The following is a 19,804-nucleotide window of genomic DNA, read 5'->3' as shown; positions in this document are numbered from 1 at the left end:
CGTTCGATCCGACGCTTGCACCAGCTTATCCGGCAGGACAAATTGTAACACTCGGTGGTAGTACCTACATTGCTAATGTGGCGTCACCAACGGGAACCCCGGGTAGTTCACCAGATTATACTTTACTAGCAGCGGCCGGAGCTACTGGAGCTACCGGGGCAACAGGTGTGGGACTCAGTGGCTCTGTGCCGTTTGACCCTGCTGTAGCACCAACGTATCCAGCGGGCCAGATCGTAACATTTGACGGCAGTACCTATATTACTAGTGTGGCTTCACCAACGGGAACACCTGGAACATCACCGGATTATACATTAATTGCAGGTGCAGGTCCCACAGGTGCTACTGGAGCCACTGGGGTAGGCTTAAGTGGTATTGTGGCCTTTGATCCGGCTGTAGCGCCAACTTATCCAGCAGGCCAAATTGTTACATTTGATGGAAGTACCTATATTACCAATGTAGCGTCACCAACGGGAACCCCAGGTACATCACCAGACTACACCTTGCTTGCAGGGGCAGGAGCTACCGGTACAACCGGAGCAACAGGCATAGGCTTGAATGGAGCAGTTCCGTTTGACCCAGCAGTGGCCCCAACGTACCCGGCCGGTCTAGTTGTAACTTTTGATGGCAGTACCTATATTACAAATGTGTCATCGCCGACGGGAACGCCGGGAACATCACCGGATTATACATTAATTGCAGGTGCAGGTCCTGCTGGACCTACGGGTGTAACGGGGGCGACTGGAGTAGGGCTGAGCGGGATTGTTCCATTCGATCCGGCAGTAGCGCCAACGTATCCAGCGGGTCAAGTGGTAACGTTTGATGGCAGTACGTATATTGCAAACGTGGCATCGCCAACAGGCACGCCGGGAACATCACCGGATTACACGTTGCTAGCTGGCGCAGGAGCCACCGGTGCGACTGGAGCAACGAGAGCAGGAGTAACCGGGGAAACAGGGGATGCAGGTCCAACGGGAGCTACCGGAGTAGGGCTGAACGGGATCGTTCCATTCGATCCGGTAGTAGCGCCAACGTATCCAGCGGGTCAAGTGGTAACGTTTGACGGCAGTACGTATATTGCGAATATGGCATCGCCAACAGGTACGCCGGGAACATCCCCGGATTACACGTTGCTGGCTGGCGCTGGAGCCACAGGTGCAACAGGTGCAACGGGAGTAGGATTAACGGGTGTAACAGGGGATGCAGGTCCAACGGGAGCTACCGGAGTAGGTTTGAGTGGGATCGTTCCATTCGATCCGGCAGTAGCGCCAACCTATCCAGCGGGTCAAGTGGTAACGTTTGATGGCAGTACGTATATTGCGAATGTGGCATCACCAACAGGTACGCCAGGCACCTCCCCGGATTACACGTTGCTGGCTGGCGCAGGAGCCACAGGTGCGACAGGTGCAACGGGAGTAGGATTAACGGGTAGTACTGGTGATACGGGGGTAACTGGGTTGACTGGAGTTACGGGAGACACAGGAGCAACAGGAGGCACGGGAGCTACTGGCGTTAGTGTAACGGGAAGCACAGGGGCAACAGGTGATCCCGGAGTCACCGGAGCGACTGGGGTTACTGGCGATACAGGAGCAACGGGAGTCACAGGCGTAACCGGAGATACGGGAGCAACGGGAGTCGCAGGCGTAACCGGAGGTACGGGAGCAACGGGAGTCACAGGCGTAACCGGAGGTACGGGAGCAACGGGAGTCACAGGTGCAACCGGAGATTCGGGAGCAACGGGAGTCACAGGCGTAACCGGAGATACGGGAGCAACGGGAGTCACAGGTGTAACCGGAGATACGGGAGCAACGGGAGTCACAGGCGTAACCGGAGATACGGGAGCAACGGGAGTCGCAGGCGTAACCGGAGATACAGGAGCAACGGGAGTCGCAGGCGTAACCGGAGATACGGGAGCAACGGGAGTCGCAGGCATAACCGGAGATACGGGAGCAACGGGACTCGCAGGCGTAACCGGAGATACGGGAGCAACGGGAGTCGCAGGCGTAACCGGAGATACGGACTCGCAGGCGCAACCGGAGATACAGGAGCAACGGGACTCGCAGGCGCAACCGGAGATACGGGAGCAACGGGAGTCGCAGGTGTAACCGGAGATACAGGAGCAACGGGAGTTACGGGAGCTACTGGCGTAAGTGTAACGGGAGCAACGGGAGTCGCAGGCGTAACCGGAGATACAGGAGCAACGGGACTCGCAGGCGCAACCGGAGATACAGGAGCAACGGGACTCGCAGGCGTAACCGGAGGTACGGGAGCAACGGGAGTCGCAGGCGTAACCGGAGGTACGGGAGCAACGGGACTCGCAGGTGCAACCGGAGGTACGGGAGCAACGGGACTCGCAGGTGCAACCGGAGATACGGGAGTAACGGGAGTCGCAGGCGTAACCGGAGGTACGGGAGCAACGGGAGTCGCAGGCGTAACCGGAGATACAGGAGCAACGGGAGTTACGGGAGCTACTGGCGTGAGTGTAACGGGAAGTACGGGAGTCACAGGGGATACCGGAGCGACTGGGGTTACTGGCGATACAGGAGCAACAGGAGTTACGGGAGCTACTGGCGTGAGTGTAACGGGAAGTACGGGAGTCACAGGGGATACCGGGGCGACTGGGGTTACTGGAAATACAGGAGCACTGGGAGTCACGGGAGCTACTGGTGTCAGTGTAACGGGAAGTACAGGAGTTACCGGAGGTACAGGAGCTACTGGAGGTACAGGTACAACAGGAGCAACAGGAGCAACCGGAACTTCTGTAACTTCGAATTCGGCATTTGCTGAGAACACAAGTGGTACCATTATTGTAATTTTGGGTGGAACATTGATTACATTGCCGAATAACCAAAATATAGGCACTGGCATAACCGTCAATGGAACGAATGATACCTTCACTCTTGCCAATGCAGGGCGCTACTATATCTCTTATAAAATAAATCTGACAGCGGCACTTGCTATTCAATCCCGGATTTTACTTAACGGGACAGCAATTCCTGCGAGTGTTGTATCCCCAGTACTCTCTCTCAGTCAGTTGCAATCAGACTTTATTGTGACGGTTACAGCCGGATCTACTATCCAGTTCCAATTATTTGGGCTTGTTGCTACAGCTATCCTTTCTCCACCAGGGGCTACCATAAACATTATTCAATTAGCTTAATGCATGAATTAAGCTCTTAAAAAGAATTTTTGAGTTATAAAGAAGAGACGAACCCGATAAGGTTCGCCTCTTCTTTTTGTCCTATAAGTGAATAATCCCAGTAATTAATTCAAAACGATTTCAACAGCAGTATTGATTTCTGGAAGGGCTGCAAGTTGCACAAGCACGTCTTTTGGAACTTCCTTGTCAACAGTCAAAATCATGATAGCAGCTCCACCAATGATTTTACGTCCAACCTGCATGGAGGCGATGTTAACTTCATTTTCTCCAAGCAATGTCCCAACGCGTCCGATGATACCCGGTTTATCATTATGCGAAATCAAAATTTGATGACTTTCCGGAGCAATATCCACTGGGAATTTGTCCAGACGTACGATTCGCTCTCCGTAACCGGCAAGAAGTGTGCCCGCAACACGACGCTCTTCAGCATCCTGAGTCGTTACAAGTGTGACGGTAATGAGATTGGTAAACCCTTTAGTGGTCGATGTTTGGCTAACCACTACGTTGAGATCCCGCACTTTAGCCAAATGCATGGAGTTGACAATATTGGCTTCCCCGCCTAAATGTCTTGCCAAAATGCCTTTTACAATATAACGAGTCAAAGGAGAAGTATCCACTTCAGACAGATCTCCAGCATAGTCGATCCGAATTTCCTGAACCGCATTTTGAGTGATCTGAGCTGCAAAACTACCCAGTGTTTCGCCCAGTTTAAAATAAGGCTGCAGTTTGTTCATTACGGTTGGGGCTACTGCAGGCATGTTAACCGCGTTTTTGAACGGTTCATTGCGAAGGATATGCAGGACTTGCTCGGATACGTCGATCGCTACATTTTCTTGTGCTTCTACTGTGGATGCACCAAGGTGAGGCGTGACAATAATGCTAGGATGATTCAGGAACGGGTGATCAGCAGCTGGTGGCTCGCTCTCGAATACGTCGAACGCTGCACCAGCAACGATACCTTCATTAATGGCTTCAACAAGTGCCATTTCGTCAACAACTCCACCGCGGGCACAGTTGATAATACGCATGCCTTTTTTCATCACTTCGAATTGTGGGCGGGAAATCATATGGCGTGTCTCAGGTGTTAATGGTGTGTGAACGGTCATGAAATCAGCATTGCGAATGATATCATCCACACTAGCTAACTTAACTTGAAGTTTCTCCGCACGGTCTTGAGTGAGGAACGGGTCATAAGCCAGAATATCCATTCCGAATGCTTTGGCACGTTTAGCTACTTCGCTACCGATTCGTCCCATACCGAGCACACCCAGGGTTTTATTTCTTAACTCCACACCCAGGAAGGTTTTACGATCCCAAGTACCTTGAATGGTTTTGGCATATGCCTGAGGAATATGTCGTGCCAGTGCCATCATCATGGCAAATGTATGTTCACATGTCGTAATCGTATTACCGTCAGGAGCGTTAATAACAATGATACCGCGTTGGGTAGCGGCTTCCAAATCAATGTTATCTACACCTACACCAGCACGTCCGATGACTTTGAGGTTTGTACCTGCCGTCATAATACGATCCGTTACACGAGTCTGACTTCGAACCAGAAGGGCATCATAATCGCCGATAATTGCAACAAGCTCATCTTCGCTAAGACCTGTTTTCTTCTCAACTACAACATCATTTGCATCCACCAGTTGCTGAATTCCCAGATCACTAATGGGGTCCGACACTAACACTTTGTACATGGTTTCTTCCTCCTTAGGTATGTGTATCTATATCGTCAAGGTTTCACCTCACGAAAGAGGCATTCCTTAAAACCGTTGGAACTCTTCCTCTCGACAACGCGGTGTCGCAGCAGAGGAGGAGGGTGTGGCAAATAGGGCAATTCCACGTCTGTACTTTAAAATAAATCAAAAAACTCTCAATCCACATACTGCTTGCGCAATAAGGGACGAGAGTTGTCGTGGTACCACCCTAATTCACCGCCGTTTCGCAACGACAGTCTTAGCGGTCAATGAAGACCGAAGAGGATAACGGGTCTAAACCGATTGCACCTACTCCACTTTCAATGCAATAACTCAGGAGCGCTCAAGATCATCTGCCTGCCACCGATTTGCACCATCCATCGGCTCTCTGTAAGACAAAGCAACGTCTTTTTTCCATCATCGTGTTTAACGTGACTAATTTTTTCATAATGTATCATGGCTGACATGAGCATGTCAATAGGCTTAAATGTTTTAATTCGATTTCCTATAGTCATTTCCTTCAGTGGCAAAGGAAGCATACAAATATTAATAATGGAGCTCCCTAATGGATATAAATAGCTCGATTACAAGCTGTTTTATGAATTGAATTTTAATGCATTAATGAAATAACGCATTCGATACAGCTTCGCTTAAAAAACGGGACTTGGGGCAGGCCTTGAACCAATTTGGTTTTTTGGCTATCATTTAGTATACTATCCGATTGGACAACGAACTTGTTATCCATCAAATATAAGTCAAGAGGACAGACACAGGCGATGAAAAAATTAAAGTTTCCCAAGTTCAAGATTCAGAAGGCTGAACCACAGCAACTTACCGAGCGTTTGCTTCTGATCAATCTATACTTTACACAAGGGTTAACTTTGATCATTGGGGTTGTATGGATTTTATTGCAGAAGAGAAATCTGTTTGATGTGCTTGCTTGGCCTGACAGTTACCATTTTATTTGGTGGGGCCTTGGTCTGGCTGGAATTATGCTTGTTATGGACCTGGTTCTTTCTTATGTTATTCCTCAAGAAAGTATGGACGATGGGGGAATTAACGAGATGCTGTTCCGTCAGCGTCCGATCTGGCATATTGTATGCATAGCAGCCATCGTTGCTGTTTGTGAAGAATTGTTATTTCGCGGAGCCATACAGTATGCGTTAGGTCCTTACTGGACAAGTATTTTATTTGCGGTCATCCATATTCGCTATCTGCGGCATTGGATTCCGACGGGTTGGGTATTTGTCTCAAGCTATGGATTGGGTTGGATTTATATGCAATCCGGCACATTATGGGCGCCTATTTTATGTCATTTCATTATTGATTTGGTGTCTGGATTAGCGATACGTTTTCGGAGGGGATCATGAATCAGCAATTAAGTAGAATGAAAACTTACGGCAGTCAGCGCCATCGTAACTCAGATAAGACAGAGACATCTGAGCGTCCTGAAGCTTCTCAAACAAATCTGGTCGTTGAATCAGCTGCCGCCGCAGAGGTAGGAGAACTTACACCGATTACCTCTGTTTCTATACCAAGATCACAACGCAAGTCTTATACATCATCGCTGGAAAGTCCGGTACTTCCCCGGCGGGCACCAGCACGTGCCAATAAAGAACAAAAGCCATCAGAAGAATCCGTTTCCGAAGCGGGCACACTTCCTACACGGACGGAGCTTCATCCTTCTCGCCGTTTACGGCTCAGTAAACGATTTGTGAATTCACTCATTTTAATATTTGTTTTGCTCACAATCAGTCTGGTTTGGTGGGGAATAAAAGGAGCGCCTCCTCTGAATACTTTTCTTCCATGGCCATGGTAATGCTGGCCTGGGTCGTTGCTGTTATATTGGCAGGGATTGCATTGCTCGTTCATATGTGGAGGGAGGCCCATCTTCACCACATTGTTACAGAAGAGGTTGAAGTGCCGAATTTGCCGTCTTCTTTTGATGGAAGCAAAATACTGTATATATCTGATATTCATAAACGCAAGCTGAAAAACAATGATCTGGAACACCTTCGAAATCAGGTGGACTGGGTTATCATTGGGGGAGATGTGGCGGAAAAGGGAATCTCATGGCCCATCGTCAGACATAATATGAGCTTGTTATCATATATTGCACCTGCGTATACTGTGTATGGAAACCATGATAAAAGAGCAGGAATTGCGCAGCTCGAACGTATATTCCGAGATACACGCGTTCAACTTTTACAAGATTCAACCGCCTATCTTCATAAAGGCAAAAGCAAACTGTGCCTGGTCGGAGTTGATTATCGTTCACGGCGAGGGGATTCGCTTCTTGCTGAATTGGATACAAAAGATTGCAAGATTGCCATCGTGCACGACCCCTTACAGGCTCTTCACTTGAATGAACCTGTGGATCTGATATTGAGTGGTCACACCCACGGTGGACAATTGGTAATTCCGGGCGTTGGCCCCGTGTTTCTTAACAAAGCGTACCGCTCCGTGTCTAGCGGGTGGTTCTCTTTGAAACGTGATGATAAGGATAATGAGCAAGAAGGCAAAATGCTGGTTAGCAAAGGATATGGAACAAATCATTTGCCACTCAGACTTTGTTGTCCAGCAGAAATGCATATCATTACATTGAGAATGCTCTCAAATAAACAGCCTTGATCCGCATAGGATCAAGGCTGTTTGAGTTAACTTTGTATGTTGCTTCGGGTCAATTCCAGATTGATCACTAAGACTACACCGATTGTAATTGAAACTCAGCGTGCTTCCAGTTCAATGGAGCGAGGGTCGACGAATGTGTAGCCTTTCTGTTCGAGTTTGGTTAACAACTCATCCAATGCTTCAACCGTCCATGGCAACTCATGCATCAAAATATTACTGCCGGGATTTAATTGATCCAGCACATTCTGAATGACTTTCTCCGGTTTGTTTTTGGTGCTCTTATCCCAGTCCAGTGAGCCATTGGACCATGTCATATATAACATGCCGTTATTTTTGACTGTAGCCTTCAGTGCATCATTTCCGGATCCGAAAGGCGGGCGGAAGAACTGAGGCTCCACGCCAATCGTTTCTTTTACAATTTTTTGCACATCGGTTACCTGTTTGGCGGCTGCCGTAGTGGACATCTTTTTCAGATCTTCATGATCCCAGGCATGATTTCCTACAATCTGACCACGTTTATGAATGATCTCCAGCAACTCGGGATGACTTTTCACGCGGTATCCGTTAACAAAAAATATTGCTTTCGCGCCATGTTTATCCAATGTGTCGATTAATCCGTCAATCATTTTTTCTTCTTTAGGTCCATCATCAAATGTCAACAATACAATCTTGCTTTCGCTAGCTTTGTCGTTGGGTTTGATGTAATAATTGGCGTTCATGTGATACGTTTTTTCAATATTATCTTCGGTTGTTTGTCCAGAAGTGGTGTCATTTCCTTCCTTTTCTATTGTGGACGTTTCGTCACGCCTAGGTGATTCTTGATCAGATGTTGTGTCCGTAGTGGACTTGGACTGGGAATCATTGGTTTGTGTTTCTTCTGTGTCAGTGGCAGTTGGCTCGTTAGATTGCTCCTGCGTCGAAGTAACCGATCCATTGCTGGACATCGTGGATTCAGGCGTTATTTCATCCTTGGCTCCACACGCTGACAACAGCATGCAAACGATCATAATTAAGGCGGTGGTGTGTCTAATCATGACTTCAACTCGCTTTCCTGTATTTATGCGGAATGAGATGACGCGCTCCCGCAAACACTAGTTGTGATTTTAACATTAAAAGGAGGTTGGTGTAATGAAGGCGTCATCCTTTTTCTGGGGTGTTGTAATTGGTGTAGCAGCCACTTCTTGGCTGTCCAAAGGTAAAATGTCTATGCTGTCTTCCGGTTCATCCCGCAACATGATGAATCAGGCCAAACACAAAATGATGGAGATGACGTTCCCTGGTATGGACGGGTTCAGCTCCAAGTCAAACGAACAAAGCGGAGATTCCCACAAAAGTACGCATAAAAAAACAGCAAAACCGATTACTCCGCAGGAAAAAGAAGAGAACATGAACATGCTCAAAGATTTTATTCGCACCAATCCGGATGTTAAACATGAAGTTGAGCAAATCTTAACTCAAACAAACACAACAGTACCGGGTTTATAAACACAAACTTCCCATTAGAATCATCCACAGTCTTGTTTTGATGTGGAATGATTCTTTTTTTGTCGATTTTACTTCGTGCATTTGGAGGTATAAAATGATAACATAACTACATAGATTTATTTTCAGCACATATTGTTTTGTGCTTCATAATCTGTTATAAGACTTGCTTATAAAGGGGAGATCCTGTATGAAAATAGAACGATTAAGTCACGATAAGATACGGATTTTCCTGACCTTTGACGATCTGAGCGAGCGCGGAATACAAAAGGAAGATATGTGGCAGGAAATACCTAGAGTTCATGAACTGTTCACTGAAATGATGGACCAGGCTTATTCCGAACTTGGATTTGATGCTACAGGTCCGCTTGCTGTCGAAGTATTCGCACTTCCCGCTCAAGGGATGGTTGTCATTGTTACCCGGGGGAAATATGATCCGCAACAATATGGTTCAGGTAACGAGGATGATCTGCCTGAAGAAGTATATGAGATGGAAGTTACACTGGAGCAAAGCGATTCCATCGTCTATGCATTCAAAGATTTTGAAGTGCTAATTGAGGCTGCACATATGTTGCGTCAGCACGTAACGGATGCTGGAAGACTCTATTCCTATAAAGACAAGTGGTTTTTGCATTTGGAACCGGATGACGTGGATTCCACCAAACACGCAGCGTTGATTGCACTGCTGGCTGAATTTGGTGAAGGGTCTTCAGTTACTCCAGCAGTCATGGAAGAGTATGGAAAGGTTGTTATGCCTGAGCAAGCGATTGAGGTTATTTGCACCCACTTCAAACGTCAGGATTAAGCTCTAGTTGTAATTGCGTTCTTAGTCAGAGGAGGGAATTTCGGTGCTTTTGTTTTCGGTTTTAGCGGCAGCAGTAGCTCCGGGTCTCGCCTTGTTAACATACTTTTATCTGAAAGACCGTTATGACTCTGAACCTCTTCACATGGTATTTCGAGTCTTTCTCATGGGAATTCTGATGGTATTACCTGTGATGATTATTCAGCGTGGCATGATGATCTGGCTTGGAGATAATCCTTATGTTGAAGCCATCCTCATTTCAGGTTGGGTTGAAGAGTTCGTCAAATGGTTTGTGATATACCATATTATCTATAACCATACCGAATTTGACGAGCCTTATGATGGGATTCTTTACTCCGTTGCTGTTTCACTCGGGTTTGCTACGGTTGAGAATGTGTTGTATGCCTTTGCGGGGAATGCTTCCGTCTCTGCCATGTTTATTCGTGCTTTGCTTCCTGTATCGGGTCACGCCATGTTTGCAGTAATTATGGGTTATTACATGGGGCGGGCCAAGTTCACGGATGGCAAGAAAAAACGTTGGTTTCTTATGCTCTCACTCGTTTTGCCGTTCTTCTGGCATGCACTTTACGATGTCATTATGAATACCATGGTGAATCATTGGTTGTGGTTCATTGCGCCATTGATGGCGGGATTATGGTACGGAGCAATCGGCAAGATTACAAGGGCCAACAATCGTTCTCCTTTTCGTTTTGTGAAGCGTGAGGAAGAGATTAAATTATAAAAATACGGACACACTGGTGGACATGGAGCGCAACCTGCGCCTGATGCCCTGGTGTGTTTTTTTTGCTGCAACAATAAAAATTCCCGGGGAAAGACAAATAGAAACGGGGATAAGCGTGATGAGAATCAAAATTAAAATCAGATGCAAACAATGTGGAGAACGTTTTACACTGCGAGGCAAGAAGGAACGCGGAAGAATCGAGACCGGTTTTAAACAGTGTTTGTGTGACAATCGGGATCAGTTCGAAATTGAGGAAGATGGCGGTACAACCTGGGTTCAATTGAATTAAACTAACGTCTTGGAACCATTCGTAATAAGCCCGTCATTGGACAGACTGGAAATCGCATGCATAAGAGGTCTTTCTTCGATCCACAATAGAGGTAGTGGCTTAGAAGAAAGGAGACTCTATCGATGTATAAACGTTTAAGTTCAGTTATGTTTCCGATATTTGCAGTTCTGCTAATCGGTGCTCTCGTATGGGGATACCAAGAGAACCAGGAGAAAAATGCAATTCTGATCAAGGCAGAGAATCAATACCAGCGTGCTTTTCACGATTTATCATTTCATATGGACAAATTGCACTCGGAGATTGGGAATACACTGGCGGTTCATGCCACGTCCCAAGGGATGCATCGTAAAGGTCTGATGAATGTATGGCGACTTACCAGTGAAGCGCAGAATGAAATTAACCAATTGCCGCTCACGATGCTGCCATTCAGTGAAACGGAGGAGTTTCTCTCCCGCATCTCCAACTTTGCTTATCAAGCGTCCATGCGTGATCTGACCAATGAACCTTTAAGTGAAAAGGAAATGGGTAACCTGAAAAAGCTTTATGCGAATTCATCCGAGATTACCAAAAATCTGCAGAATGTTCAGCAGAAAGTCCTTTCGGACCGTTTGCGCTGGATGGATGCGGAGTCGGCTATGGCGACGGAACAGCAAACAATGGATAATACCATCGTGGATGGATTCCGGACGGTCAACAAAAAGGTCCAGGAGTACCCTGAACTTGACTGGGGTCCTTCAGTCTCCAGCATTTATGCCAAACGTTCGGTGAAAAAGCTGGATGGCTTACCGATGACCAAAGAGCAGATCCAAACGAAAGCTGCCAAGTTTTCTGACGCCGAGCATAGTAAGATTCAAGTACAGGAAAATGGGAAAGGCACAGATTGGGAATCGTACACAGCCACGATTAATCAGTCCAAAGACAGTAAATTGATGATGGACTTTACACGTAATGGTGGTCTGCTCATCTCATACAGTGACACTCGTCCGATCGGGACAAAGAAAGTAACACGTAAAGATGCCATGTCAAAAGCGGATCAATTCCTTTCCAATAAGGGTTACAAAGATATGAAGGCGGTCAATTACGATGAGTTTGGCAATCTCGGTAACCTGACCTATGTGCGCAAACAAGGCGATACATTGATTTATCCGGAAAAAATGTCTGTTCGAGTAGGTCTCGATAACGGGGATGTTACCGGCTTCCAGGCAAGTGACTTCGTGTATGAGCATCAGAAGAAACGGGAGATTCCAAAAGCTACACTCACAGTTGAACAAGCCCGCAAAAAGCTGAATCCGGAATTCGAGGAGAGCTATGTTCGTAAGTCACTCATTAAGAATGATTACAGCAAAGAAGTTCTTTGTTACGAATTCGGCGGACGCATTAACGGCACGAAATATAGAATTTACATCAACGCCGATACAGGTATGGAAGAAGCTGTTGAGGAAATCAAACCGGTGAATGAGACCACATAACCTCCAGAAGTCAGCAGCTTGTTAAAAGGCAATTAGATTACGAAACAGACCACTAGTTGGTCTGTTTTTTGTTGTCCACTATGAGAAAGGTCATGGTATAATAGTCCTTGTACATATGATGTCAAGATAAAAAGCTAAGGTGGCGGTGAACAGCTTGTTTCCCAAAATAAATGAAGTTTTATACATCCAGATTGCCTCTGCAGATGAAAAAGAGGAAAGCAAAGAATATAAATCACGCATAGCGGATGTGGATGAGCATAGTTTCCTGATCGAAGTTCCAATGCAACAGGGAAGCAGTCGGTTGAAAAGGTTGTTTTTTGGTGAGGAATTGTCCATTTCTTATATTACGGAAGACGGGGTTCGTCATTATTTCAACACGTACGTTACCGGATTTGAAGAAGATGTGGTTCGTCTTGTACGAATTCGCAAACCTTTGCCGGATGACATTACCAAAATTCAACGTCGCAGTTTTCTGCGTGTTCATGCAAACCTTGAAATGGCTATACAGGGTGAAGATCTGACCCGAGCCGTGGGCTTGACTGAAGATATTGGCGGCGGTGGGTTGTCCATTTACGGTGAACCCAGTTTTCCAATTGCGGAAGGGCAAAAGCTGAAATGCTGGCTGCTTATTCCATATCGTAATGCAGTGATTGAACATGCGAATTTTGAAGCCGAAGTGGTGCGGATCAAAACACTGGAAACGGGCAGACAGTTGTGTATGTTAAAGTTTGTGCAGATTTCGGATTCGGAGCGGCAGAAGATCATCAAGTTTTGTTTTGAACGGCAATTGGATTATCGAACGAAATAAGAATCGTGATTGTCTGGATAAAAAGAGACAGTGGCGGGCACTGTAATGGAAAAACGGAGGTTCGGGTTGTGAACAATCGTCGCCATGCGTCCCGCAGATACGAGCGCCTATATTATGTATTGTCCAAGCGAATGGAGAGAAGGGCTCTGAAACTGATTACAGCTCTTCTCATTCTGCTTGTGATCTACCAGTTAATACTTCTTGTGCCTGATATAAAAAAAAATATGACCTCTATTGATCGTCTGGAAGGAACACCAATACAGATACAAACGGTGCACGAATAATAGCATCACTGATTTGTCTGTTTTTGCATCCATGTGTATAGTGTGGTATAATTTTGACGATGCAGGCAATGCCTGTTTTTTTATTGAGGCTTATCGTTTGAGGAGGAATGCCCCGTTGGCAAGCCAGAACACATCAGAGAACGGGAAGATGAACGTTGCAATTGACGGACCTGCCGGTGCCGGGAAAAGCACGGTGGCCCGATTGGTTGCAGAGGCGCTCGCGTATATATACGTTGATACTGGCGCAATGTACCGTGCGGTAACCCTGCATATGCTTCGGAAAGGTATTTCACCGGAAGATGTGTCAGAGGTGCTTCAGGAAACCCAAAAGCTGGTCATTGATTTACAACCGGATCCCGACGGACAGAAAGTGTTCTGTAATGGGGAAGATGTAACCTCGGAAATCCGCTCCCGTGAAGTGACGGGAATCGTGTCCCGATATGCGCAAATCGAGGGGCTGCGTACGCAATTGGTGGATACACAGCGGCAAATGGCTTTGCGCAAGGGCGTCGTCATGGATGGACGCGATATCGGAACGACAGTATTGCCCGACGCGGAAGTGAAAATCTTCATGACTGCCAGTGTGGAAGAGCGTGCACTTCGCCGCTTCAAAGAACTGGACCCCTCAGAAGGACTGACGTTGCAGCAACTTGAGCGAGACATTGCCACCCGTGATAAATTGGATGAAAGTCGGGAAGTATCCCCGCTTCGTTGTGCTGAGGACGCTATCGTGCTCGATACAACTGAGATGAGCATCCATGAAGTGGTTGACAAAATCGTGTCTTATTGCACAATGGTCAGAGGAGAGATCGGTCTATGATTTACACATTTTGCAGCACATTACTGCGGATCATTTACACCATTCTTTTCCGCCTGGAGGCAGTTGGACGGGAGAACATCCCGAAAGAAGGCGGCGTACTTTTATGTTCCAATCATATCAGTAACTTTGATCCTCCAACGGTAGGTATCAAGATTAGCCGTCAGGTGCGCTTCATGGCCAAAAGTGAATTGTTTGATGTTCCGGTCTTCGGCCGAATTATCAAAGCCGTAGGCGCTTTCCCCGTTAAACGTGGAGGCGTCAGCAAGGAATCCATCAAGACCTCACTCAACATTTTGCGTGATGGTGAAGTGCTTGGCATTTTTCCTTCGGGAAGTCGACACAATGATGGTGGCATCGGCAAAAAAGGGGCAGCGAGCTTCGCCCTCCGAAGTGGTGCTACAGTTATTCCTGCTGCTATTATCGGTAACTACAAGGTTTTTCGTAAGATGAAAGTGGTCTATGGAGCACCAGTGAATTTGGACGAGTTCAAGGAAGATCCATCCGGCGATGCGCTGGAGAGAGCGACGGAGAAGATTATGTCCAAGATTAATGAAATGGTGCAGACAGGCGTGCCAAGCAAATAATGGCGTCGTCGTCAGACAGCTGAGTGCATGTTTCCATATTTTTGAGGGAAGCTAAAGATGTTCATTCAGTGATGAAAGTGTTTTGAACTCTGCTACAGGCAGGTTTGAATATAATGGGGTTTTTGAATTGAGGAGGGTATTTGACATGTCGGAAGAAATGAAAAATCAAGAAGCAACCCAAGATGAGTTGGATCAATTCGTTTCCTTGAAAAAAGGAGATACCGTAAAAGGAACCATCGTCAAATTGGAAGATAACCAAGCCTATGTGAGCATTGGATATAAATATGACGGTGTAATTCCAATTCGTGAACTGTCTTCTCTGCACGTAGACAGCGCGTCTGATGCAGTTGAAGTTGGACAAGAAGTTGAAGCTAAAGTACTTAGCATCGACGACGAGAAAGAAAAACTCGTTCTGTCCAAACGTGCAATCGACAGCGAAAACGCTTGGGATCAATTGCAAAAGCATTTTGAAGACCAAGACGTATTCGAAGTTGTTGTAGCTGACGTTGTTAAAGGCGGTCTGGTAGCAGACGTGGGCGTACGCGGATTTATCCCGGCTTCCATGGTTGAACGCCATTTCGTTGAAGATTTCAGCGATTACAAAGGACGCACATTGCGTGTTAAAGTGAAAGAGATCGATCGTGAGAACAACAAAGTGATCCTTTCCCAAAAAGACGTACTTGAGCAAGAATTCGAAGCAAACAAAGTTAACGTTATGGCTGGTTTGCAAGAAGGCCAAGTGATCGAAGGTACGGTACAACGCTTGACTCAATTCGGTGCTTTCGTTGATGTAGGCGGAGTAGACGGATTGGTTCACGTATCCGAGCTGGCTTGGACACACGTTGACAAACCATCGGACGTTCTGTCTGAAGGCGATAAAGTAAACGTAAAAGTGCTGAAAGTTGATCCTGAAAAAGGTAAAATCAGCCTGAGCATGAAAGCTGTTCAACCAGGTCCTTGGGAAACAGCTGGCGACAAATTCAACTCTAGCGATATCGTAACAGGTGTTGTAAAACGTCTGGTTGACTTCGGTGCTTTTGTTGAAATCGCTCCTGGTGTTGAGGGACTTGTGCATATCTCGCAAATCTCCCACAAACATATTGGCACTCCGCACGAAGTGTTGAAAGAAGGACAAGAAGTTCAAGTTAAAATCTTGGACATGAACCCTTCTGAGCAACGTGTAAGCCTGAGCATCAAGGAAACTGAAGAAGCTCCTGCTCAAGCACAAAAATCAGAAAGACCAGCAAGAAACAATGCTCCACGTGAAGAAATCAACAACCCGAACGTTTCCATGAGCAATCAAGGTCTGAGCATCACGCTCGGCGAGCGCTTCGGTGACAAACTCAGCAAATTCAAATAAGTTATACATGAATGGTTCTTAGTTATATACTGCATATTTTGCTGAACAATAAAAGCAAGATCGGCGAGCCCCAGCGGGTTCGCCGATTGTTGTTATTGCGAGTATAACGGCATGAAACGTTAGCCAAGACAGGTGTTTTTTGCTATGATGAGTATCGTAAGTATGGACAGGAGGAGTGGAATGTATGGCAAGACCCGTTGTGGCAATTGTCGGGCGACCGAATGTGGGTAAATCCACCATTTTTAATCGGATCATCGGCGACAGATTGGCCATTGTGGAAGACAAGCCGGGCATTACCCGTGACCGTATCTACGGAATCGGCGAATGGAACGGTAAACCATTTAGCATTATCGATACAGGTGGTATCGAAATCGACGGCGAGGACGTCATTTTAAAATCAATCCGGATGCAGGCAGAGCTCGCCATTGAAGAAGCGGATGTTATTGTATTCATGTGTGATGCAAAAGCAGGGATTACGCAATCTGATGAAGAAGTCGCAGAGATGTTGTACCGCTCAGGTAAGCCTATCGTTGTAGCCGTTAACAAAGTGGATAATATCGGGCGCAGTGAGCTCATTTATGAGTTTTATGGATTTGGATTTGGTGATCCAATCGGAGTATCAGGAAGTCATGGTACAGGTGTAGGAGATTTGCTCGACGCCATCGTAGAGAAATTACCTGAACTTGAGGAAGAGACTTACGATGACGATGTCATTCGTGTAGCTCTGATCGGACGTCCTAACGTGGGTAAATCTTCATTGGTGAACGCCATTTTGGGCGAAGAACGTGTTATTGTCAGTGATGTTGCTGGAACAACGCGGGACGCTATTGATACACCGTTTGAAAAAGACGGCCAGCGTTATGTGCTGATCGACACAGCAGGTATGCGTAAACGTGGTAAAGTCTATGAAACCACGGAGAAATACAGCGTAATGCGTGCGATGCGTGCCATTGAGCGTGCAGATGTTGTTCTGATTGTTATTAATGGCGAAGAAGGCATTATTGAGCAGGACAAGCACATTGCGGGTTACGCATTCGAAGCAGGTAAAGCTTCTATGTTTGTTGTGAACAAATGGGACGTTGTCGAGAAGTCTGATAAAACAATGAATGAGTTTGAGAAAAAAATTCGGGATCATTTCCTGTTTATGACTTACGCTCCGGTTGTATTTTTGTCAGCTAAGACAAAACAACGCTTACAAAAATTGTTGCCTGTTGTGCAGCGTGTAGCACAGCAGCATTCTATGCGTGTTCAGACGCATCTGCTTAACGATGTCGTGTCTGATGCAGTGGCGATTAATCCGCCGCCAACAGATAAAGGGCGCAGAATGAGAATTAACTATGTGACGCAGGTTGCCGTTAAACCTCCGACCATGGTTATCTTTGTAAACGATCCGGAATTGATGCACTTTTCTTATGAACGTTACCTGGAGAATAAAATTCGTGCAGCGTTTGATTTTGAAGGGACACCAATTCGCATATTTACTCGGAGGAAGTCCGACGAAGGTTAGGGGAGAAGTTTGTGATTTTACAAATCGCAGCGATTGTCCTGAGTTATCTGCTCGGTTCAATCAGCTTTAGTGTCCTCCTTGCAAAAGCACTACGGGGGATCGATATCCGTCAGCACGGAAGCGGAAATGCAGGAGCCACCAATACTTTGCGGATATTGGGAAAAGGGCCGGCAATTCTGGTACTGCTGCTGGATGTACTCAAAGGTATTGCGGCCGTTTGGATTGGGGTTTGGTTCAGCAACGGTTCCGATTGGATTCCTGCACTTAGTGGTATAGCTGCTATTGCAGGACATAACTGGCCGCTGTACTTCCGTTTCCGTGGAGGAAAAGGAATCGCGACAGCAATCGGTGTGCTCGTGACTCTTGCACTTATTCCTGCGCTGTGCGCCGGGGTATTTGCCATCCTGTCCATCGTATTGACACGATATGTTTCACTGGGTTCCCTTATTTTTGTAGCTTTGACACCGCTCTTCATCCTTGTGTTACCCGGATATTCAATGAGTATCTTCTGGGGAAGTCTGATTATTTGTCTGTTTGCGTTCTGGAGACATCGTACCAATATTGCGAAGCTCGCCAAAGGACAGGAAAATAAATTGGGATCGAAAAACCCTGGAGGGGGAAAACGCGTTGTCTAAAAAAGTTGCTGTTCTGGTTGCGGGCAGTTGGGGTACTGCACTCGCCAGTGTATTGGCTGCCAATCAGCTGGATGTGATCATGTGGACACGTGGTGAAGACCAGGCCACAGAGATCAATACTAAACATACCAACCAACGCTTCCTTCCCGATGCAGAGCTGTCGCCCCGTATTCAGGCAACAACGGATATGGCAAAGGCAGTTGAAGGGGCTTCAGCTGTGTTAATTGTTGCTCCTTCATCGGCGATGCGTTCGGTTGCTCATCAGCTTAAGGCCCATTACAAACCGGAAATGTTAATCATTCATGCAACCAAGGGTTTCGAGACAGAAAGCTTGAAACGCATGTCCACGGTCATATCGGAAGAACTTGAATGTGAAGAAGGACGTGTCGTTGTACTTTCTGGTCCAAGCCATGCGGAAGAAGTGGTTAAGCGTTGCCCAACAACGGTTGTTGTGGCATCACTGGATAAAGCTTCTGCCGAGGCAGCCCAAGGTTTATTTATGAATGCTTATTTCCGTGTGTACACAAATCGAGATATGATCGGTGTAGAGCTGGCGGGAGCGTTCAAAAATATTATCGCGCTGGGAGCAGGTATGTCAGATGGCCTTAACTTTGGTGACAATGCCAAAGCTGCGCTGCTAACACGTGGGCTGGCCGAGATCACACGCATAGGTGTGGAGATGGGAGCGAATCCGCTCACGTTCTCTGGACTTGCAGGGATCGGCGATTTGGTCGTGACCGCGACGAGTCAGCACAGTCGTAACTGGAGAGCAGGTTCCTTGCTGGGCAAAGGCCAGAAGCTGGACGATGTTTTGAGTTCCATGGGCATGGTTGTGGAAGGCATTCGGACCACGCAGGCCGCCCACTTTATTTCTCAGAAATACGGTGTGCAAATGCCGATTGCAGATCAGCTTTATCACGTTCTTTTTCAAGAGAGACAGCCGCGGGATGCGGTTGAAGCATTGATGGGACGTGATCCGAAGACCGAAATGGAAGTCATGACGCTTGAAACCTGGGAGCAGTGGCATTCCTGATGGTCGCGTAGGCGGCTTTCCCGAAATGAGAAAGCTTATTCACCTTTTTTGCGGTGCACTCATACTATACACATGAGTATTGCCGGAGGAGGGGAGACGAATGGCTAACAACATTTCCAAGGAAGCGCTGAAAGCGATCAACAAAAAAACAGGGAAACCGATTACGGAAGGTGCCGTCAAAAAATTGGCGAGTACAGTAAAACCGTCCACCATGCAAAATGAAGCTCAGTTGCGCCAACTGATCAAGCAAGTATCCGCCATGGCAAAAGTGCCGGTATCTGAGGATACAGTTCAGGATATCGTGAGTGCCGTCAAAAAAAGCGGATTAAACCCAAACAGTATGGAATCATTAATGAAAATGATGATGAAAAAATAATAGATCGCGCCTGTTCTGCAATCGATCGAGCAAGACAAAAAGACGAGTCGGCATCTGCCGGCTTGCTTTTTGTCTTTTTTTTGGAAAGTGGAGCTAAGTTTCGTGTTATAATAGTTACAATTGTC

Annotated in this window: 19 protein-coding genes, 1 pseudogene and 1 other annotated feature; of the genes and pseudogenes, 18 read left to right on the top strand and 2 right to left on the bottom strand. The window is 46.7% G+C overall.

All coding sequences use genetic code 11. From position 1 onward, the window contains the following. The first annotated feature begins 581 nt into the window (after positions 1-581). Positions 582-3,157 (top strand): annotated as a pseudogene (locus Q0V21_RS03380) (BclA C-terminal domain-containing protein). A gap of 104 nt (positions 3,158-3,261) precedes the next feature. Here Q0V21_RS03380 and serA read toward each other — a convergent pair. Next, complete coding sequence (gene serA / locus Q0V21_RS03375) at positions 3,262-4,857, bottom strand: phosphoglycerate dehydrogenase (RefSeq protein WP_079349437.1); 1,596 nt, start codon at positions 4,855-4,857, stop codon at positions 3,262-3,264. A 199-nt stretch (positions 4,858-5,056) separates the two neighbouring features. Further along, positions 5,057-5,287, bottom strand: a binding site (T-box leader). A gap of 346 nt (positions 5,288-5,633) precedes the next feature. Between serA and Q0V21_RS03370 the strand changes: the two genes are divergently transcribed. The 3 genes from Q0V21_RS03370 to Q0V21_RS03360 are packed head-to-tail and all read left to right on the top strand — an operon-like array spanning position 5,634 to position 7,488. Next, the gene (locus Q0V21_RS03370) at positions 5,634-6,227 is read left to right on the top strand and encodes a type II CAAX endopeptidase family protein (RefSeq protein WP_024630696.1); all 594 of its coding nucleotides are present in this window, start codon (positions 5,634-5,636) and stop codon (positions 6,225-6,227) included. Continuing rightward, complete coding sequence (locus Q0V21_RS03365) at positions 6,224-6,676, top strand: hypothetical protein (protein WP_079349435.1); 453 nt, start codon at positions 6,224-6,226, stop codon at positions 6,674-6,676. The genes Q0V21_RS03370 and Q0V21_RS03365 overlap by 4 nt, the downstream gene beginning before the upstream one ends. After that, positions 6,664-7,488 carry a metallophosphoesterase gene (locus tag Q0V21_RS03360; protein WP_301877625.1) on the top strand — a complete coding sequence of 275 codons (825 nt, stop codon included), beginning with the start codon at positions 6,664-6,666 and terminating at the stop codon, positions 7,486-7,488. The genes Q0V21_RS03365 and Q0V21_RS03360 overlap by 13 nt, the downstream gene beginning before the upstream one ends. Positions 7,489-7,583: 95 nt before the next feature. Here Q0V21_RS03360 and Q0V21_RS03355 read toward each other — a convergent pair whose 3' ends face one another. Then, the gene (locus Q0V21_RS03355; RefSeq protein WP_301877624.1) at positions 7,584-8,522 is read right to left on the bottom strand and encodes a polysaccharide deacetylase family protein; all 939 of its coding nucleotides are present in this window, start codon (positions 8,520-8,522) and stop codon (positions 7,584-7,586) included. Between the two features lie 94 nt (positions 8,523-8,616). Here Q0V21_RS03355 and Q0V21_RS03350 point away from each other — a divergent pair, with 94 nt between their 5' ends. From Q0V21_RS03350 to Q0V21_RS03285, 14 genes are all read left to right on the top strand, one after another. After that, a complete protein-coding gene (locus Q0V21_RS03350; RefSeq protein ID WP_024630692.1) occupies positions 8,617-8,973 on the top strand; it encodes a hypothetical protein in 357 nt (118 codons plus the stop codon). A gap of 187 nt (positions 8,974-9,160) precedes the next feature. After that, positions 9,161-9,775, top strand: a complete 615-nt coding sequence (locus tag Q0V21_RS03345; RefSeq protein WP_024630691.1) for a genetic competence negative regulator — start codon at positions 9,161-9,163, stop codon at positions 9,773-9,775. Positions 9,776-9,818: 43 nt separating this feature from the next. Further along, positions 9,819-10,514 (top strand): glutamic-type intramembrane protease PrsW, encoded by a 696-nt coding sequence (gene prsW, locus Q0V21_RS03340; protein WP_024630690.1) that lies wholly within the window; start codon positions 9,819-9,821, stop codon positions 10,512-10,514. Positions 10,515-10,632: 118 nt separating this feature from the next. Further along, positions 10,633-10,803, top strand: coding sequence for a hypothetical protein (locus Q0V21_RS03335; RefSeq protein WP_167666101.1), 171 nt, complete (start codon positions 10,633-10,635; stop codon positions 10,801-10,803). A gap of 122 nt (positions 10,804-10,925) precedes the next feature. Next, positions 10,926-12,272 (top strand): germination protein YpeB, encoded by a 1,347-nt coding sequence (gene ypeB / locus Q0V21_RS03330; protein ID WP_079349432.1) that lies wholly within the window; start codon positions 10,926-10,928, stop codon positions 12,270-12,272. 154 nt (positions 12,273-12,426) lie between these two features. Beyond that, positions 12,427-13,080, top strand: a complete 654-nt coding sequence (locus Q0V21_RS03325; protein WP_079349431.1) for a flagellar brake protein — start codon at positions 12,427-12,429, stop codon at positions 13,078-13,080. A gap of 68 nt (positions 13,081-13,148) precedes the next feature. After that, positions 13,149-13,364: a hypothetical protein gene (locus Q0V21_RS03320; RefSeq protein WP_079349430.1), complete on the top strand. Its 216-nt coding sequence runs from the start codon at positions 13,149-13,151 to the stop codon at positions 13,362-13,364. A gap of 115 nt (positions 13,365-13,479) precedes the next feature. Beyond that, entirely contained in the window at positions 13,480-14,184 is a 705-nt protein-coding gene (gene cmk / locus Q0V21_RS03315) for a (d)CMP kinase (protein ID WP_079349429.1), read from the top strand. Then, complete coding sequence (locus Q0V21_RS03310; RefSeq protein ID WP_024630685.1) at positions 14,181-14,768, top strand: lysophospholipid acyltransferase family protein; 588 nt, start codon at positions 14,181-14,183, stop codon at positions 14,766-14,768. Before cmk ends, Q0V21_RS03310 begins: the two co-directional genes overlap by 4 nt. 145 nt (positions 14,769-14,913) lie before the next feature. Further along, positions 14,914-16,128, top strand: coding sequence for a 30S ribosomal protein S1 (rpsA, locus tag Q0V21_RS03305; RefSeq protein WP_024630684.1), 1,215 nt, complete (start codon positions 14,914-14,916; stop codon positions 16,126-16,128). Positions 16,129-16,312: 184 nt separating this feature from the next. Then, a complete protein-coding gene (gene der, locus Q0V21_RS03300) occupies positions 16,313-17,635 on the top strand; it encodes a ribosome biogenesis GTPase Der (protein ID WP_024630683.1) in 1,323 nt (440 codons plus the stop codon). An 11-nt stretch (positions 17,636-17,646) separates the two neighbouring features. Then, the gene (plsY, locus tag Q0V21_RS03295; RefSeq protein ID WP_076288925.1) at positions 17,647-18,270 is read left to right on the top strand and encodes a glycerol-3-phosphate 1-O-acyltransferase PlsY; all 624 of its coding nucleotides are present in this window, start codon (positions 17,647-17,649) and stop codon (positions 18,268-18,270) included. Then, complete coding sequence (locus Q0V21_RS03290) at positions 18,263-19,303, top strand: NAD(P)H-dependent glycerol-3-phosphate dehydrogenase (RefSeq protein WP_024630681.1); 1,041 nt, start codon at positions 18,263-18,265, stop codon at positions 19,301-19,303. Before plsY ends, Q0V21_RS03290 begins: the two co-directional genes overlap by 8 nt. A gap of 100 nt (positions 19,304-19,403) precedes the next feature. Continuing rightward, entirely contained in the window at positions 19,404-19,679 is a 276-nt protein-coding gene (locus Q0V21_RS03285) for a stage VI sporulation protein F (RefSeq protein ID WP_285080394.1), read from the top strand. Positions 19,680-19,804: the final 125 nt, after the last annotated feature.

It is taken from the genome of Paenibacillus sp. 11B (assembly GCF_030487755.1).
Classification (GTDB): Bacteria; Bacillota; Bacilli; order Paenibacillales; family Paenibacillaceae; genus Paenibacillus; species Paenibacillus vandeheii.
Note: the sequence above shows the minus strand (reverse complement) of the source record. Positions and strands in the feature narration are given on the sequence as shown.

Excerpts from the sequence above, each read along its gene's own strand:
- serA (WP_079349437.1), bottom strand. The coding sequence starts at position 4,857 with ATGTACAAAGTGTTAGTGTCGGACCCCATTAGTGATCTGGGAATTCAG.
- Q0V21_RS03370 (WP_024630696.1), top strand. The coding sequence starts at position 5,634 with ATGAAAAAATTAAAGTTTCCCAAGTTCAAGATTCAGAAGGCTGAACCA.
- Q0V21_RS03365 (WP_079349435.1), top strand. The coding sequence starts at position 6,224 with ATGAATCAGCAATTAAGTAGAATGAAAACTTACGGCAGTCAGCGCCAT.
- Q0V21_RS03360 (WP_301877625.1), top strand. The coding sequence starts at position 6,664 with ATGGCCATGGTAATGCTGGCCTGGGTCGTTGCTGTTATATTGGCAGGG.
- Q0V21_RS03355 (WP_301877624.1), bottom strand. The coding sequence starts at position 8,522 with ATGATTAGACACACCACCGCCTTAATTATGATCGTTTGCATGCTGTTG.
- Q0V21_RS03350 (WP_024630692.1), top strand. The coding sequence starts at position 8,617 with ATGAAGGCGTCATCCTTTTTCTGGGGTGTTGTAATTGGTGTAGCAGCC.
- Q0V21_RS03345 (WP_024630691.1), top strand. The coding sequence starts at position 9,161 with ATGAAAATAGAACGATTAAGTCACGATAAGATACGGATTTTCCTGACC.
- Q0V21_RS03335 (WP_167666101.1), top strand. The coding sequence starts at position 10,633 with ATGAGAATCAAAATTAAAATCAGATGCAAACAATGTGGAGAACGTTTT.
- ypeB (WP_079349432.1), top strand. The coding sequence starts at position 10,926 with ATGTATAAACGTTTAAGTTCAGTTATGTTTCCGATATTTGCAGTTCTG.
- Q0V21_RS03310 (WP_024630685.1), top strand. The coding sequence starts at position 14,181 with ATGATTTACACATTTTGCAGCACATTACTGCGGATCATTTACACCATT.
- rpsA (WP_024630684.1), top strand. The coding sequence starts at position 14,914 with ATGTCGGAAGAAATGAAAAATCAAGAAGCAACCCAAGATGAGTTGGAT.
- der (WP_024630683.1), top strand. The coding sequence starts at position 16,313 with ATGGCAAGACCCGTTGTGGCAATTGTCGGGCGACCGAATGTGGGTAAA.
- Q0V21_RS03285 (WP_285080394.1), top strand. The coding sequence starts at position 19,404 with ATGGCTAACAACATTTCCAAGGAAGCGCTGAAAGCGATCAACAAAAAA.